Source organism: Neptuniibacter sp. UBA6509, from assembly GCA_002435145.1.
Taxonomy (GTDB): Bacteria; Pseudomonadota; Gammaproteobacteria; order Pseudomonadales; family Balneatricaceae; genus Neptuniibacter.
Window position 1 is genome coordinate 1 of record DJLT01000061.1, and the last position, 16,581, is coordinate 16,581.

The window sequence follows — 16,581 nt, forward strand, 5'->3', positions numbered from 1 at the left end:
CTGCGCTTTATAAAATTAGAATTGGTTTTTCCATTCTCTTATTGCAGCAAATACTTCAATTTCGCAAACAATATTTTTTTTGCCGAAGCTAGATGCGGAATCAATGACTGATTGTATTGAAGTGCGCATAAAAGGGTTGATGCTAAGTTCGGTTGCTATTGAAGTAGGCAGAGTAGGTAAGTTGCTCTCTCGTAATTCAGTACATTGCTGTATAGCGTTTTTAATAGCCAGATTGTTGGGTTCGACAGCAGACGCAAAAGCTAAGTTACCCAATGAATACTCGTGGGTGCAATAAACTTCGGTCTCTTTCGGTAGTTGTTTGAAGTAATTCATGGCGTTAAGCATCTGTTTTGCACTGCCTTCGAACAGTCGGCCACAGCCCGCAAGAAACAAAGTATCGCCACAAAAGAGCTGCGGCTTGGGGGTGTTCGAACAATAACTTATATGATCAAGAGTGTGCCCAGGTATTTCACGTATACTTAGTGCTATATTAAATAGCTCAATCTGATCATTGTCTTCTAAGGGGTGAGTAATCCCTTTGAAGGGAGAGTTTTTAGGTCCATAGACCGGAACTTTATAGCTATCAACGAGAGTTTTTACACCACCTGTGTGATCATTGTGGTGATGAGTGATTAAGATAGCTGCTAGCGAGAGCTTGTTTTCGTTAAGGTAACGTTCAACGGCACCGGCATCGCCTGGATCTACAACGGCAACTGGATTGTTAAATTCAGCATCGATTTTATTAGAGCCGGAATTAGATACGCTTGCTGCTGATATGGCCCAGATGTAATTGTCAGTAAAAGCAGGGATAGGAGTGACGGTAAACATAGCTTATCTCGTTGTAATCGCTGATTTGCAGAATTCTATAAGAAATATAATACTGCTTCTATTGTATTGAATCAGCTTTAATTTGGAATTGTCATGAGCTTTCATAAACAGCCTCCACTTGTCAGCATTCTACCTCAGTTAAAGCAGTGGTTTGATTCTGAGTTAGGACAAGAGATGTTAGCGGCTGAAAGGGCGTTGGTTGAACCTATGGTTTCTACCTTGTTCGGTATGCATCTTGTGCAGTTTTCTGTGGATTGCCGTGTTCGATTATATGATGATAGCCCTGTTGCACACTGTTTCTCAGTCGTGCCTACATTAGAGCTTGGCCTAACTGATAATAATATAGTGGCTAAAGCTGCTGAAGTGCCTTTGGCTCATGAGAGTGTCGATGTTGTTGTCTTGCATCACTCTCTTGATTTTACTGAATATCCCCACCAAGTTTTGCGTGAAGCTTCTAGGGTATTACGCCCTGGAGGGCATCTGATTATTGTAGGATTTAACCCTGCCAGTTACTGGGGAATCAACCGATTATTTAAGCGTAAGGGTGGCCTTGCTCCTTGGGCCGGACATTTCATTAGTCATAGGCGTTTGTCCGACTGGCTAAAACTGCTTGAATTAACTGAATTAAAAAACCTTTCAGGGTATTATTCTATGCCCTTTGAAAAAGCTATGTGGAGAAAGCGTACCGCTTGTTTTCAAGGGCTTGCGCGTAAACTACCAGGTCATCATGGCGCAGTTTCTGTTGTTTTGGCGCGAAAAGATATTGCAGGTATGACGCCTTTACGTTCGGGATGGGGGTTGCGTCGTTTGATTACATTACCTGTAGTAGAGCCATCTACTCGAGGAACATTAAGGAAAAATCGTGAACATCGTTGAAATATTTACGGATGGTGCTTGTAAAGGTAACCCCGGCCCAGGCGGGTGGGGCGCTTTTTTGCGTTATGACGGCGCTGAAAAGCAGATCTGTGGCGGTGAGGAGAACACAACCAATAATCGTATGGAGCTCATGGCTGCCATCGTTGCTCTAGAAACTTTAAACCGTCCTTGTGACGTTGTAATAACGACCGATTCCCAGTATGTAAGGCAAGGTATAACCCAATGGCTTGAAGGCTGGAAGCGTAAAGGCTGGATGAATTCGCAAAAAAAGCCTGTGAAAAATGTAGATCTATGGAAGCGGTTGGACAGTGCGACTCAGCCACATAGTATCGAATGGAAGTGGGTAAAAGGGCATAGTGGCCATCCTGAGAATGAATTAGCAGATCAGTTAGCCAATAAAGGTGTTGAGGAGTTAGGTAAGTAATGCGACAGATTGTTCTTGATACTGAAACAACAGGTCTAGAGCCTTCAGAAGGCCATAATATTATTGAGATTGGTTGTGTTGAGATGTTTAATCGTCGTCTAACGGGGCGCACTTATCATCAATATATCAAACCTGATCATGCAATTGATGCAGAAGCCATGCAAGTGCATGGTATTACAAATGAGTTCCTAGAAGATAAACCAAAATTCGATACCATTATCACTGAATTCGTAGAATTTATACGTGGGGCTGAGTTAATTATTCACAACGCCGCGTTTGATATCGGGTTTATTGATACAGAATTTGAGCGTAATAATTTTGCAGAAAGAGTAGAACACTTTTGTCCGGTAACCGATTCACTTCTACTTGCGCGAAAAAAACATCCAGGTCAAAAAAATAACCTTGATGCGTTATGTAAACGTTACGGTATCAATAACTCCCATCGTGAACTTCATGGAGCTCTATTAGATTCCGAGATCCTTGCTGATGTGTATTTAGCCCTTACAGGAGGACAGACTAATCTATCTCTGGCTACTGGAGTCGATGGGGCTGATGATGGGGCTATAAAAAGAATTTTAGGAGCTGGTGACCTTCCTATAGTGACTGTTCCTGAGGATGAACAAAAACTACATGATGACTTTCTCAAGCTGCTTGATAAGAAAAGCGGCGGTGAGTGCGTATGGTTAAGTAAAGGCGAGACCATTGATATGTGAAGTCTCATGTTTAAGATTTGAGGCTATAATTTTTTTAGATAAACTTTTTTAGATAATAAAAGCTCCGCAAATGCGGAGCTTTTTACGTTAGTGACTTTAATAGTATAAGTTGTAGCGCCATTGTTAGGGTGGTGTGGCCAATAATAATGACTGTTCATGATGGAGGTACGGGGCATTAACCTAAAGAATAATCTACAGTCTAGGTATAGGTTTTTTTACATCTTGATTAATATGTAATTATTACATATTCATAGTGTTTGTATTGAACTTAATTCGAAAAATCAAAGGTGATATTGTGCTTGAATCGGGTTGTCGTTATTTGGTTTCTGTGAATGGGGAGCTATTAGGAACAGAGCAGGGTGTTTGTTTTTTTGATGCTAAGCAGTTAGTGCACTTAAAAATTGAAGCACATTACCCGCTGAGCTTGTTTCAAGAAGAAAATTATCGAATCGTGATCGCATCAGGCGACCTATTTCCGATAGCTTTCGATTCTTCTGAATTATGTAATTTAAGGGCTATGTTTGGGGGTGTTGATAATGAAGAGGTGTATATGATGCTATCTTCAGCCTCTCAGATTGTAACTTGGCATTATTCCTTTAAATATTGCCCTCGCTGTAGCGATGTTTTAACAGCGCATTCAACGGAGTTGGCGAAAGAGTGTGGCAATTGTTCTCATCAGCAATATCCTAGAATATCTCCTTGTATTATTGTGTTGGTTAGAAAAGGTGATCATTGCTTACTCGCACATAGCAGTAAATTTGCATCAGGAAGGTACAGTACGTTAGCAGGTTTTATCGAAGCGGGAGAAAGTGCCGAACATGCAGTTTCAAGGGAGGTTAAAGAAGAGGTTGGTATTACAGTAAAAAATATTGAGTACTGTTTTAGTCAGTCATGGCCTTTTCCACACTCTTTCATGTTGGGTTTTATGGCTGAGTATGATGACGGTGAGCTTATACCTGATGGTGTTGAGATATTAGATGCGGGTTGGTTTAAAGCGGACGAGCTGCCTACGATCCCTCCGAAGTTTACTATTGCCAGGAGGTTGATCGACCGCTTTTTATTAACTCAGGGTATTGAATTAGACGATTCAGGTTTGTTTTTCTCGGCTAAATAGCTTTCCAAGTTGTGTTGCAAGAATGACATTGCCTTCGGCCCTTAGTTTGCCACTCATAAAAGCGCTCATGCCGTCCTTTTTTCCAGTAATAACTTCAATCATTGTTTCTGCATCCATGATTAAAGTTAGATTTGGATCTGGATGTTCCCCTTCACCTATATTGCACTGGCCGTCTGCTATAGAGATATAGAAATCTTGCTCATCCTCTAATACAAATTGAAATGTAGCCGTGACGTCTTTGGCATTCGCTGCTACAAAGCGACTTGGAAGCTTCTCGATAACTTTCGCAACGGATATGTTGGTGTTCATCTAAACGGTATCTCAAACTGGGTGGGTAAATGTTTGATTTATGATACATTACCGGACTTCCTTCTTATAGTTTAATCCGGAGTTTTCTCAGTGATCGAGTTTCTGAGTGAGTACAGTCTGTTTTTAGCGAAATCTGTGACAATTGTATTGGCAATTATTACTGTCGTAGCAGGTATTGCGGTTGTATCTTCCCGTTCTAAAAAAGATAGTAAACAGGGTGATATTGAGGTAATTCATTACAACGAAGAATTGTTGGAAATGAAAGAAGCATTGGAAGACTCTATCTTAGATAGCGCTCAGCTAAAGGCCATGCATAAGGAAGAAAAGAAAAAGGAGAAGGAAGAGAAAAAAGCGCTAAAGAAAAATCCTCCTAAGGCTGACGCGCCACGCCGTAAACGTCTTTATGTATTGGATTTTGATGGTGATATTAAAGCAAGTGAAGTTGAGCCATTGCGCCAAGAGATCTCAGCAGTACTTCTTATGGCTGAGAAACAAGATGAAGTGCTTATTCGCCTAGAGAGTCCAGGGGGTATGGTGCATGAATACGGTTTAGCATCTTCTCAGATAGAGCGCATTAAGCGTAAAGAGATCCCTTTAACTATCTGTGTTGATCGTGTTGCTGCCAGCGGCGGATATATGATGGCCTGTTTAGCAGATAAGTTGCTAGCTGCACCTTTTGCTATTGTCGGTTCGATCGGTGTTATCGCTCAGTTACCTAATTTCCATAAGCTTTTGAAGAAAAATGATATTGATTATGAAGTGCTTACAGCGGGTGAATACAAACGTACTCTCACAGTGTTCGGTGAAAATACAGATAAAGGTCGTGAGAAGTTTGTTGAAGAGCTAGAGGAAACTCATGAGCTGTTTAAGAATTTTGTTCATGAATATCGCCAGTCTGTCGATATTAACAAAGTGGCTACCGGCGAGATTTGGTTTGGTAAGCAAGCCTTAGAGGTTAACTTGGTAGATGAGCTTAAAACATCTGATGAATACATGATGGATGCTGCAAATGATGCAGATATCTTTATTGTTCGTTATGAAGAGAAGAAGTCATTCCAAGAAAAGATTTCGCAACTTGCTGTTTCATCTAGCGATAAGGTATTGCTAAGGTGGTGGGGGCGTTTAACGCAGTCTAAAATCTGGAGCCGTTAGTTTATTAGGAACCATTTGAATAAACTGTGCTGTTCAGTTTCTGTTCTATTGTTAGCGGTAATACTTATATAAATCATACTAATTACTTGATTTATTAATGGAAGTTGAAGTTATAATTTGTTTATATCTGTTTTAAACGCTAGTTTGGAGATCTGATGAATCATAAGGGAACATCTGCAAGTATTGTTAATGCTGCAGAGGTGTTGTTTGCTGAACAGGGGTTTACTGAAACGACTGTGCGTCAGATCACAAGCAGTGCCAAAGTGAATTTGGCGGCTATCAACTATCATTTCGGCTCTAAAAAAGGGCTTATCCAAGCGGTTGCTGAAAAAACTTTAACGCCATTGTGCGCTGAACTCGAAGATATGTTGGCGCAACGTGGCTCGGTCTCGGATGCGGGGCAGATAACTTTGGATGAGTTGTTGGAAATGCTGATGAGAGCATTTCTTGTTGTTCACAGTAATAATGTGAACGCACTCGCAGTTTTTATGCGTCTGCTTGAATTGTCCTACATGCAAAATCAGGGCGAGCTTCGTGAATTTATCATGAGTCGCTATGGTGAAAAGCTTCACCCCTTCATACATTTGACCCGTCAGGACTCAGCACCAATGGAAGATGATGAGTTCTTTTGGCGTCTGCATTTCCTACTCGGCAGTATCACTTTTACACTGTCTAACTTTCATACGCTTAGGGCGTTAGAGAAAAAGACCTACCAAAGCGGGGCTGAAGTAGAAAAGATTCTACACCGGATGATTCCCGTTTTATCTGCAGGTTTGCAGGCGCGTTCTGATAAAACCTTTTTCTGCCGCTTATAGTTTTTATGGTACATCTGCTAATCTCTATATCTCTTCAGCGTCTCTCCATATTGGATGGTGAGCACCTCATCAAACAATATGATATTTCTACCGCTTTAAACGGTGCCGGTGAGTTAGCTAATACCGGATGCACGCCACGCGGCCAGCATTGTATACGAGCCAAAATTGGCGATGGTTTACCTCTGAATGCAGTTATGGTGGGTCGCCGTTTTACCGGTGAAATTTATTCGCAGGAGTTGGCAAAAGCGTTTCCTAATCGTGATTGGATTCTAACACGCATACTTTGGTTATCTGGTTTAGAGCCCGGGGTTAACCGTCTTGGTGATCGTGATAGTATGCAGCGCTATATCTATATTCATGGTACGCCGGATTCTGAGCCCATGGGTGTACCCCTTTCACATGGTTGCGTACGTATGCGTAACTCTGATCTTATTGAAGTATTTAATCTTGTTGAATCCGGCACTCGTGTGGATATTAAAGAATAAATAGGTATGAGTAATGACTGAAGCAACCCTTTTTCTTGATCTCGATGGCGTTGAGCTTACACCGGATGAGGTTGAGTTATTGCAGCATCCTCTCATTGGAGGGGTTATTCTGTTTGGTCGTAATACTCAATCTGCTTTGCAAGTAGAGCAGCTGGTTAAAAGTATTCGGCTTGTTTCGCCTGACTGTATTATTAGTATCGATCAAGAGGGCGGAAGAGTTCAGCGCTTAAAAGAGGGGGTGACTCTTTTGCCTCCTGTGCAAAGCCTAAAAGGGATTTATGAGCAAAACAGGGATCAAGGATTAGAGGCAGCGTCACAGCTTGGCTATTTAATGGCTGCTGAAATGAGAATGCTGGATATAGATTTAAGCTTTGCGCCTGTTTTGGATATTGATTATGACCGAAATACGGTTATTGGAAACCGAGCGTTTGCCACCTCTATTGAGCAGGTTGCTGCTTTATCTGAAGCCTATATTCAAGGAATGGCTGGTGCTGGTATGGCGGCTACGGGTAAGCACTTTCCTGGGCATGGTTGGGCAAATGCTGATACGCATCTTAATGATGCTGTTGATGAACGTGAATTTGAGCAGTTGTTGTCAGAGGATCTATTGCCTTTCATAAAGGCGATAGATAATGGGATGCAAGCAATGATGTTTGCGCATGTATTGTATCCAAGCTGTGACCCTTCTCCTGCTGGTTATTCTGCTTTTTGGATGCAGGATGTGCTTAGAGATAAGCTGGGTTTTAAAGGCATTGTTTTTAGTGATGATCTAAGCATGAAAGCTGCACACAGTGCTGGTGGTTATGCTCAGAGGGCTGAAAAGTCTATAGGGGCTGGTTGTCAGGCATTGCTGTGTTGTAATGATAGAGTAGGCACAAAAGAAGTATTATCTCACCTGGAGGCTATTCGCTGTTTGCCATTAGAGGGGATATCTGCCCTTAAAGGAAAAGAGTGGGTCGTAGATGAGGCGCGTCTATCATTGTCGCGTGATTTAGCTAAAGAGTTGATGGATAAATGATTATAGAGCTTTTAAATCAGTGGTTGTCTGAAAACCTTCCAGAGTATAGCGATTCCGCTTGGATTCTATTGTCTGGGTTAATCTGTGTTGTGGCGGTTGTTGTTGATATCGCTTCTAGGCTTGTGCTTAGTAAGCTTGTCCTGCAGTCAGAGAAAACATTAAACCTATGGGACGATGTGATTTTAGAATCTGTTGGTAAGCCTTTTCTGTTTTTGATTTGGCTAACTACAGGTTATTTGCTAATTCAGGTTTTCCAGCAGCATTTAGGTTTGGAGGTTTTGGCCCAGGACAGCCCACTGCCTCGGTCGGTTTTGATTGTTTTGCTTGCTTGGACCTGTTTACGTTTTCTTAAGCGTTTAGAGCAAGTTCTGGTCATGCCTGATCGCATGAAGAAGCCGATGGATCCCACCACGGTGGGAGCGTTAGGGCGGCTTCTGCGTTTGATTGTGACAATCATTATTCTGCTAATTGTTATGCAAAACTATGGCTACAGTATCTCTGGTATTTTGGCTTTTGGTGGTATTGGTGGTATTGCTGTTGGCTTTGCAGCAAAAGATATCTTGGCGAATTTCTTCGGTGGCTTAATGATATATCTGGATCGCCCGTTTAAAGTGGGTGACTGGATTCGTTCGCCTGATAAGCAAATAGAAGGCACGGTAGAAGATATTGGCTGGCGTCAAACGCGTATTCGTACGTTTGATAAGCGGCCTCTGTATGTGCCGAATGCGACCTTTGCGAACATATCGGTAGAAAATCCTTCTAGGATGACGAATCGTCGTATCTATGAATATGTAGGTGTTCGTTATAATGATGCCGCACAGGTGACTAAAATCATCGAGGCTGTGAAGGCGATGCTGCTTGAGCATCCTGAGATCGACACTAATCAAACCTTGATTGTAAATTTAAATCGTTTTGGTCCTTCTTCCTTAGATTTCTTTATTTATACCTTCACGAAGACAACAAACTGGGTTCTATTTCATGAGATTAAGCAGGATGTCATGGTTAGGATTATGAACATTATTGAGGAGCAGGGGGCTGAGTTTGCTTTCCCTACAACAACTGTTCATCTTGCTGGATCTGCGTCTCCTGAGTTGCAGGGGACTGCTATTGAGGGTGTGCCAGAATTGGTCGATCAGAGATAGATTAATTACTTAAACTAAGCCTCGTTAAAGCGGGGCTTTTTTTTATGCCGGGATAGTTAGATCAATAGCTGGTTTTTTATATAGAGATGGTGCGGTTTTTCGGGAGCTTTATATGAGCTGGAGCTAAGCATGAACAGTCATGTCTAGCTCCAGTTATTTATCTCTAGAAATAATCAGTTAACAGGTTTGATTTCTACTAGGATGCCCATTAATGGGTGGTCGATGAAATGAAGTTCTTTTGATTTCATGCGCCTTGCTTGGTCTAGATTAACGGTCAGTATTTCAGGGATGTCCATCAATATATTCTGATCTAGGCTGCTTTCAGCATCGCTTGACGCTTGCATGGTCAGTAATGATGCGGCGCTATTTTCTTCTGTTTCATTTATAGGGGTGTTGGAGCTTGCTTGTTTTAGCATAGCGGTTTGATCGGCCGTTAATTGCTTACTTAAAAATAGATTTGGTCTGAAATGAAGGTAAGTGCCTCGGCCAACAGCAATATGTCCATCAAGTTCGTACATGCCGTTATCTAAGATGTTGCCGCCGGTGATTCGAATAGGGCGTGGATTCTGTGTATGGCGAACAGGTTGCATCCAGCCTTCGTGGAAAAGCACACGGTATGCACCAGAATTATTAAGTCTTTTCTTTGCGCCATGAAGACTAAGCGCATCGCCAGAAAGTTTTTTGTATGCACTGCCTTCAGCATTTCTTGCTTTCAATGCAATAGCATTGCTTGGGCTGGGTATCTCAAGACTCTCAGGCCAAAATTCGTCCGTTAATGCGCTACTGTTTTGGTTAGCAAAAACTACAACTTCAACTTTGTACCAACTTGCTGCGTAAGTGGCAGGGCTGGATAGAATCAAGGTGCTGAGAAGTAAACTTATACAAAATTTCATCATGATGTTTTAACTGCCAAGTCGCTTAATAGGCGTTCAATAGCTTTAAAGCGATCTTCGGTCTTCTCCATGTTTAGGCTGAAACGTAGTTTATCTGCGCCTTCAAGTTTAAAGGTTTGGGGTTTGCTTTGAACCATTTTAACCAGTGTTAATGGGTCTACTATAGCGTCAGCACCAAATTCAATGCGTCCTGATGCTGGCCCAGCATCAATTTTAACAATGTTCATGGTTTCTGCACGTAGTTTTAGTTCAGTCGTGTGAAATAGGTTTTTAACAGACTCGGGTAAAAGGCCAAATCGGTCTATCATCTCTATCTGCAGTTCCTTGAGTTCTTTGGAGGATGAAGCATTGGCAATACGCTTATAAATAATAAGACGGCTGTGCACATCGGGCAGGTAGTCATCAGGAATGAGCGCAGATAGGTGGAGGTTTACTTCAACCCCTTGCTTTAGGGGTTGGTCCATATTGGGTGTTTTACCTTCTTTGATCGACTCGACTGCTTGTTCAAGCATCTCCATAAAGAGGGAAAAGCCAACAGTCTGCATCTGGCCGCTTTGCTCTTCGCCTAGTAGCTCGCCTGCGCCTCGGATCTCGAGGTCATGCGTTGCTAAGGTAAAACCGGCACCTAAGTCATTGGCAGATTCAATGGCGTCTAGTCGTTTGATAGCATCTTTGGTCATCGATTTTTTGTTGGGTGTTAAAAGGTAGGCATAAGCCTGGTGATGAGAGCGGCCAACCCTGCCGCGAAGTTGGTGAAGTTGCGCTAACCCAAATTTGTCGGCACGATCAATGATCATTGTATTGGCGTTAGGTACGTCAATGCCTGTCTCGACGATTGTCGTACATAGGAGAATATTGAAGCGCTTATGGTAGAAATCAGACATGACCTGTTCTAATTCACGCTCGCGCATCTGGCCGTGGCCGATGCCTATCCGAGCTTCAGGAACCAGTTCGCGAAGTTCTTCGGCCGCTTTTTCGATTGTTTTAACTTCATTGTGTAGATAATAAATCTGCCCGCCACGCAGAAGTTCACGCAGAATGGCCTCTTTTACAAGTGTGGTTTCACTGTGTCTAACAAAGGTTTTAACGGATAAACGTTTGGCTGGCGGTGTGGCAATGATTGATAGGTCACGTATTCCAGACATGGCCATGTTCAATGTTCTAGGAATAGGCGTAGCGGTTAATGTAAGGATGTCTACTTCAGCGCGTAACGATTTTAGGCGCTCTTTTTGCTGAACACCAAATCGATGTTCTTCATCAATAATCACTAGGCCTAAATTCTTAAAATTGATGCCGCCGCTTAGTAGCTTGTGTGTGCCTATGACGATATCGACGCTGCCATCTTCTAGTTTCTTGGCGGTGCTATCTTGCTGTTTCCCGCTACGGAAGCGTGAGATAAGTTCAATGTTAACCGGCCAATCGGCAAATCTATCCTGAAAGTTCTGGTGGTGTTGCGATGCTAATAGTGTTGTAGGGACGAGGATGACAACCTGCTTGCCACTTTGAACAGCAACAAAGGCTGCTCGCATAGCTACTTCAGTTTTACCAAAGCCTACATCGCCACAAACAAGTCGATCCATTGGTTGTGGAGCTGTCATGTCGCGTATAACGTTGCCGATCGCTGCGGCTTGGTCGGGTGTCTCTTCGAACGGGAAGGATGCAGAAAATTGAAGGTATTCTTCATCTGGCTTGCTAAATTTAAACCCTTTTCGGGCGGCTCTTCTTGCATAGATATCAAGTAGTTCAGCGGCAGCATCGCGTGCTTTTTCTGCCGCTTTTCGCTTGGCTTTGCTCCATTGTTCCGTACCTAGGCGGTGTAACGGGGCATGCTCATCGCCGGCACCTGTGTAACGACTAATAAGGTGCAGCGAAGAAACAGGTACGTAGAGCTTTGCGTTATCCGCATATTCAAGTGTAAGGAACTCATTTGCTTGGCCTTCAAGCTCGATTGTCTGTAGGCCAAGGTAGCGACCTACACCGTGATCTAAGTGAACAACAGGGGAGCCCGTATTCAATTCCGATAGGTTCTTAATAACCTGATCGTTTTGCTCTTGTTCTTTGGAGCGGCGACGACGCTGAAAAACTTGGTGGCCAAATAACTGAGTTTCTGTGATTAAATGGAACTCGCCAGGAATGGACGCGCCTTGCTCAAGTGGGAATTCGGTAATAGCAAGATCATGAGGTGAGGCTGAGAATTCAGACCAGTTTTTTACCAGTGTTGGTTTTAAGTTGATGCGTGATAGTAGTTCTAATAACGCTTCACGACGACCGGCTGACTCAGCGCAGAATAGAACGGCTCCATCACGCTCGGCCAAAAAACCTTTAAGTGCTGTAAGCGGCTCTTTCAGTTGAGAGTCTACTGGAAGCTGAGGTGGCTCAATGCAATTAATATTTGTACGACCTGCTTTTTCTTCTAATGTTTCAGAATGCAGGGTTAGTCGTCCATACTCTTTCAGCGAGGCGAATAGATCGCTCGTAGAGAGGAACAATGACTGAGGTGCTAAGACAGGATTGGTAATATCATGTCTGCGTTGCTCATATCGTTCGCTCACCTCTTGAGAAAACTGATCGGCAGCCGTTTCGAGGCCATCGTTAACGATTATTTGGGTATTATCAGGTAATGATTCGAACAAAGAGCTGCATTCGTCAAAGAATAGCGGTAGATAATACTCAATGCCGGGTGATGCTAGTCCATCATTAATATTGTTATAGATAGGGCACTGGCGGTAATCAACATCGAACTGTTCACGCCATCTCGATTTGAAGCCGCTAATAGCGCGCTTATCAAACGGAAACTCTTTTGCTGGTAGTAAGTTGATATGAGTGATTTGTTCGATTGATATCTGTGTTTCTGTATTGAATGTTCTGAGTGTCTCTATCTCATCATCGAAAAGCTCAATACGGAAAGGCAGTTCGCTTCCCGTTGGGTATAGATCAATAATAGAGCCGCGTATTGTAAATTCACCATGCTCTAAAACTGAATCTACGGCATGGTAACCCGCATCAGACAGCTGCTTTCTTAAGTGCTCTACATTAATCTTATCGCCTACTTTAAGGTCAAAGCAGTTTGCAGATATGAAATCGGTAGGCGCGGTCCTATGCATCAGCGTACTTAATGGAACTATGAGTATGCCTTTGCTTAAGTGAGGTAGTTTATTAAGCGTAGTAATTCGTTCAGAGATAATATCCTGATGGGGAGAAAAAGTATCGTAGGGGAGTGTCTCCCAATCAGGGAAAGAAAGTATTTCTTGCTCAGAAGCTTTAAAAAAATCGACTTCATCGTATAGGCGGTTTGCTTGATTTGTGTCGTTAGTAATGACAAGCGTTACGCCATCGTACTGTTCTGCTGCGCTTGTAATGAGATAGCCCGCTGCTGCGCCATAGGCCTGCCCGATATGTTTGCGGTCTCCCGCGCCTGAAGGTAGAGGGTGTTTCAGCTGCAGCAAAGCGATGCTCCTGTTCGCATGATAAAGATTATGGCGGCATAGTTTAGCGGCTGTGGGTATAAATGATAGGGTTTGGATCCTTAAAGTCAGTGATAATAAAATTTAAGCTAATGGGTCCAAAGTATATTGTGCTGCATTTGCTCAATGGCTGTTAAAAGAGGATAATGCGCGCACCAAATTTTTAATGGGTTTGTTAGTAGGGTGCTAGTTTGCGCGTTCTATTAATGAATACCGACGAGTTAAAACAGCTTTTTGGAGTCTCATTGTGAGCCAAGATCAAGTATTTACTGATTGGAAAGAACGCGAAGCGCTAGCTGAAGCGATGGTGCCACTAGTAGGTGGTTTGTACCGTGATCAGAATATCGAATCTTCAGTATTCGGTCGTCTGATTATCAAACGTTCTGTTGTAGATATTCTGAAAGCACACCGCTTTGTGCGTCAGGTTGAAGAACAAGAATTGACAGTTATAGACACTCTGCCAGTTCTTGAAGCAGTGAAAAACCTTAATGTACGCAATGCGCACATTGATGCGGGTAAGTTGGCTGTTAAATACCGTAACGAAGGTAATGGCCAGGATCTAGAAGATTTCTTAAAAGAAGAGCTTGCTGAAGCGATTGATACCGAAGAGCGTGAAGCAACTGATGTTGTTTTATACGGTTTTGGTCGTATTGGTCGTTTATTGGCGCGTCTTTTAATTGAACGTACAGGTGGCGGTCAAGCGCTACGCCTACGTGCAATGGTTGTTCGTAAAGGTTCTGCGGTCAAAGATCTTGAGAAGCGTGCTAGCTTACTGCGTCGCGATTCAGTTCACGGTTCATTCAAAGGCACAATCACAGTTGATGAAGAAAACAACACAATTACTGCAAACGGTAATGTGATTCAGGTTATCTTCGCTAATTCTCCTGATGAAATTGATTACACGGCTTACGGTATCAATAACGCAATGGTTATTGATAACACGGGTAAATGGCGTGATAAAGAAGGCCTTTCTCTGCATTTGCAGTCTAAAGGTGCTTCTCGCGTTGTGCTTACTGCTCCAGGTAAAGGCGTTAAGAACATCGTCATGGGTGTTAACGATACGGATATCTCTACTGAAGATACAATCCTATCCGCTGCATCTTGTACTACCAATGCGATCACGCCAGTGCTTAAAGCTATTTGCGATAAGTATGGTATTGAGAATGGTCATGTTGAAACTGTTCACGCTTACACAAACGATCAGAACCTTATTGATAACTATCATAAAGGTGATCGTCGTGGTCGTGCAGCTGGCCTAAACATGGTTATCACTGAAACTGGTGCGGCAAAGGCTGTATCTAAAGCACTTCCAGCAATGGAAGGTAAGCTAACAGGTAATGCGATTCGCGTACCTACGCCAAATGTTTCAATGGCAATCTTGAACCTTAATCTTGAAACTGAAGCTGATAAAGAGACGCTTAATGCGTACCTTCGCGAAGCAGCGCTTCATGGTTCAATGCAGAAGCAGATTGATTACAGCAACTCTCCTGAAGCGGTATCTACAGATTTTGTCGGTTCTCGTGCTGCGGGTGTTGTTGATGCGTTGGCGACTATCGCTGGCGGTAAACGTTGCGTACTTTATGTTTGGTACGATAACGAATTCGGTTACAGCTGCCAGGTTGTTCGATTAATGCAAAAAATGGCTCAGTGCACGCTTCCAGCTTTCCCAAAGCAGAAGTAGCTAACTAAATAGTCGTTTTGTATAAAAAGCCACCAATAGGTGGCTTTTTGTTGGTTTGTTGCTCGTTATTCTATTAAAGAATTAGCTTATAATTAATAATTCTATGTTTCTGTACCTACTTTAGTTTGTTGATGGGCCTGATAAGTCAGGGTGTTTGTAGAAAAACAGGCGCTTGCTCAGGTATACTTAAGCAGATTTTTGGGTGGGGTAATTCGTCTTTCGTAATAATTAAATAAAAGTTATCGTCACGTTCGGGGACAGGCCGTGATTGTAACTACAACGAAAGTTGAATCCTGAAAGAATTTAACGTAATTGGGTGAGGCGTATGATCAAGATCAAACAAGGTCTGGATCTACCGATCACGGGCGCTCCTGAGCAATCTATTACAGATGGCCCAGCAGTAGACTCCGTTGCCGTAGTCGGCTTTGACTATGTAGGTATGAAACCTACCATGGCCGTCAAGGTGGGTGATCGAGTAAAACTCGGTCAAGTGATCTTTTCTGATAAGAAAACTGAAGGTGTTAATTACACAGCTCCGGGTGCTGGTGTAGTTAAGGCAATTAATCGTGGTGATCGTCGTGCACTTCAATCTGTAGTGATTGAATTGGATGGTGATGATGCGGTTGAATTTAATAAATATAGTGCCAATGAACTGTCTGGATTAACGCGCGAACAAGTGCAAGATAATCTAGTAAATTCCGGTTTATGGACTGCACTTCGTACACGTCCATTTAGCCGTGTTCCGCAGCCAGGTACTACTCCTAATTCTATTTTTGTTACAGCAATGGATACCAATCCATTAGCAGGCGATCCTGCAATTATTATTGCTGAACAAAAGGAAGCATTCTCTCAAGGCCTTGAGATACTGACTAAATTGTCTGAAACGACAGTTTATCTGTGTAAAGCGCCAGGTGCTGATATCCCGTCCGCGGATGGTGTTACAGTTGAGGAGTTTGAAGGTGGCCACCCAGCGGGTAATGCTGGTACTCACATTCACTTCCTTGATCCAGTATCACAAACTAAAACAGTGTGGACGATCGGTTACCAGGATGTCATTGCTGTTGGTAAGCTATTTACTGAAGGTAAATTGTTTACTGATCGTGTTGTGACTGTTTCTGGTCCTCGTGCGGTTAAGCCAGGTTTGTTGCGTACACGTTTAGGTGCTAGCTTCGAGCAGTTACTTGCTGGTGCGCAAGAAGGTGAGCATAACCGTGTAATTAGTGGTTCTGTATGGAATGGTCGTACGGCTACTCAAGGTGCATTCGCTTACTTAGGTCGTTACGCAAATCAGATCACTATTCTTGAAGAAGGTGATGAGCGTGAATTTTTAGGCTGGGTTGTTCCAGGTACTAATAAATTCTCTGTTCTTAACGTTTTCGTGTCTTTCCTTAATCGTTCTAAGAAGTTTGATTTTACGACTACGACGAATGGTTCTGAGCGAGCTATGGTTCCGGTTGGTCAGTTTGAGCAGCTTATGCCACTAGATATCCTACCTACGCAGTTGTTACGTGCGTTGGTTACGGGTGACATCGTTCATGCGATGGAACTAGGTTGTCTGGAGCTAGACGAAGAAGACCTCGCGCTGTGCACTTTTGCCTGCCCAGGCAAATATGAGTACGGCCCAATCCTTCGCGACAATCTGACGCGTATCGAGAAAGAGGCCTGAT

The 16,581-nt window shown here is 43.0% G+C and carries 15 protein-coding genes; 11 read left to right on the forward strand and 4 right to left on the reverse strand.

Features of this window, described 5'->3' with window-relative positions; genetic code table 11:
* Nucleotides 1-15 precede the first annotated feature (15 nt).
* Nucleotides 16-828, reverse strand: a complete 813-nt coding sequence (gloB, locus tag B4K11_RS07855) for a hydroxyacylglutathione hydrolase (protein WP_292956355.1) — start codon at nt 826-828, stop codon at nt 16-18.
* 93 nt (nt 829-921) lie between these two features.
* Between gloB and B4K11_RS07860 the strand changes: the two genes are divergently transcribed.
* The 4 genes from B4K11_RS07860 (at nt 922) to nudC (ending at nt 3,955) form a co-directional block, all read left to right on the forward strand.
* Nucleotides 922-1,704, forward strand: coding sequence for a class I SAM-dependent methyltransferase (locus tag B4K11_RS07860; RefSeq protein WP_292956358.1), 783 nt, complete (start codon nt 922-924; stop codon nt 1,702-1,704).
* Complete coding sequence (rnhA, locus tag B4K11_RS07865) at nt 1,691-2,128, forward strand: ribonuclease HI (RefSeq protein WP_292956361.1); 438 nt, start codon at nt 1,691-1,693, stop codon at nt 2,126-2,128. Before B4K11_RS07860 ends, rnhA begins: the two co-directional genes overlap by 14 nt.
* The gene (gene dnaQ / locus B4K11_RS07870) at nt 2,128-2,841 is read left to right on the forward strand and encodes a DNA polymerase III subunit epsilon (RefSeq protein WP_292956364.1); all 714 of its coding nucleotides are present in this window, start codon (nt 2,128-2,130) and stop codon (nt 2,839-2,841) included. The genes rnhA and dnaQ overlap by 1 nt, the downstream gene beginning before the upstream one ends.
* Nucleotides 2,842-3,103: 262 nt before the next feature.
* Nucleotides 3,104-3,955, forward strand: a complete 852-nt coding sequence (gene nudC, locus B4K11_RS07875; protein ID WP_292956367.1) for an NAD(+) diphosphatase — start codon at nt 3,104-3,106, stop codon at nt 3,953-3,955.
* Here the strand turns inward: nudC and B4K11_RS07880 are convergent.
* Nucleotides 3,929-4,264, reverse strand: a complete 336-nt coding sequence (locus B4K11_RS07880) for an SCP2 sterol-binding domain-containing protein (RefSeq protein WP_292956369.1) — start codon at nt 4,262-4,264, stop codon at nt 3,929-3,931. The two genes, nudC and B4K11_RS07880, sit on opposite strands and share 27 nt — an antisense overlap.
* A 90-nt stretch (nt 4,265-4,354) precedes the next feature.
* On the opposite strand from B4K11_RS07880, the gene sohB reads away from it, so the two are divergent.
* The 5 genes from sohB to B4K11_RS07905 all read left to right on the forward strand — a co-directional run bounded on the left by sohB (nt 4,355) and on the right by B4K11_RS07905 (nt 8,876).
* Nucleotides 4,355-5,416 carry a protease SohB gene (sohB, locus tag B4K11_RS07885; protein ID WP_292956372.1) on the forward strand — a complete coding sequence of 354 codons (1,062 nt, stop codon included), beginning with the start codon at nt 4,355-4,357 and terminating at the stop codon, nt 5,414-5,416.
* 155 nt (nt 5,417-5,571) lie between these two features.
* Nucleotides 5,572-6,231 (forward strand): TetR/AcrR family transcriptional regulator, encoded by a 660-nt coding sequence (locus B4K11_RS07890; RefSeq protein ID WP_292956375.1) that lies wholly within the window; start codon nt 5,572-5,574, stop codon nt 6,229-6,231.
* A 5-nt stretch (nt 6,232-6,236) separates the two neighbouring features.
* Nucleotides 6,237-6,716: a L,D-transpeptidase gene (locus tag B4K11_RS07895; RefSeq protein ID WP_292956378.1), complete on the forward strand. Its 480-nt coding sequence runs from the start codon at nt 6,237-6,239 to the stop codon at nt 6,714-6,716.
* A 13-nt stretch (nt 6,717-6,729) separates the two neighbouring features.
* Complete coding sequence (gene nagZ / locus B4K11_RS07900) at nt 6,730-7,734, forward strand: beta-N-acetylhexosaminidase (protein WP_292956380.1); 1,005 nt, start codon at nt 6,730-6,732, stop codon at nt 7,732-7,734.
* Nucleotides 7,731-8,876 (forward strand): mechanosensitive ion channel family protein, encoded by a 1,146-nt coding sequence (locus tag B4K11_RS07905; RefSeq protein ID WP_414689255.1) that lies wholly within the window; start codon nt 7,731-7,733, stop codon nt 8,874-8,876. The genes nagZ and B4K11_RS07905 overlap by 4 nt, the downstream gene beginning before the upstream one ends.
* A gap of 173 nt (nt 8,877-9,049) precedes the next feature.
* Here B4K11_RS07905 and B4K11_RS07910 read toward each other — a convergent pair whose 3' ends face one another.
* The gene (locus B4K11_RS07910) at nt 9,050-9,772 is read right to left on the reverse strand and encodes a CsiV family protein (RefSeq protein WP_292956383.1); all 723 of its coding nucleotides are present in this window, start codon (nt 9,770-9,772) and stop codon (nt 9,050-9,052) included.
* Nucleotides 9,769-13,215 carry a transcription-repair coupling factor gene (gene mfd, locus B4K11_RS07915; protein WP_292956386.1) on the reverse strand — a complete coding sequence of 1,149 codons (3,447 nt, stop codon included), beginning with the start codon at nt 13,213-13,215 and terminating at the stop codon, nt 9,769-9,771. Before mfd ends, B4K11_RS07910 begins: the two co-directional genes overlap by 4 nt.
* Nucleotides 13,216-13,480: 265 nt before the next feature.
* On the opposite strand from mfd, the gene B4K11_RS07920 reads away from it, so the two are divergent.
* Both B4K11_RS07920 and B4K11_RS07925 read left to right on the forward strand, forming a co-directional pair.
* Entirely contained in the window at nt 13,481-14,914 is a 1,434-nt protein-coding gene (locus B4K11_RS07920) for a glyceraldehyde-3-phosphate dehydrogenase (protein ID WP_292956389.1), read from the forward strand.
* Between the two features lie 325 nt (nt 14,915-15,239).
* The gene (locus tag B4K11_RS07925; RefSeq protein ID WP_292956392.1) at nt 15,240-16,580 is read left to right on the forward strand and encodes a Na(+)-translocating NADH-quinone reductase subunit A; all 1,341 of its coding nucleotides are present in this window, start codon (nt 15,240-15,242) and stop codon (nt 16,578-16,580) included.
* Nucleotide 16,581: the final 1 nt, after the last annotated feature.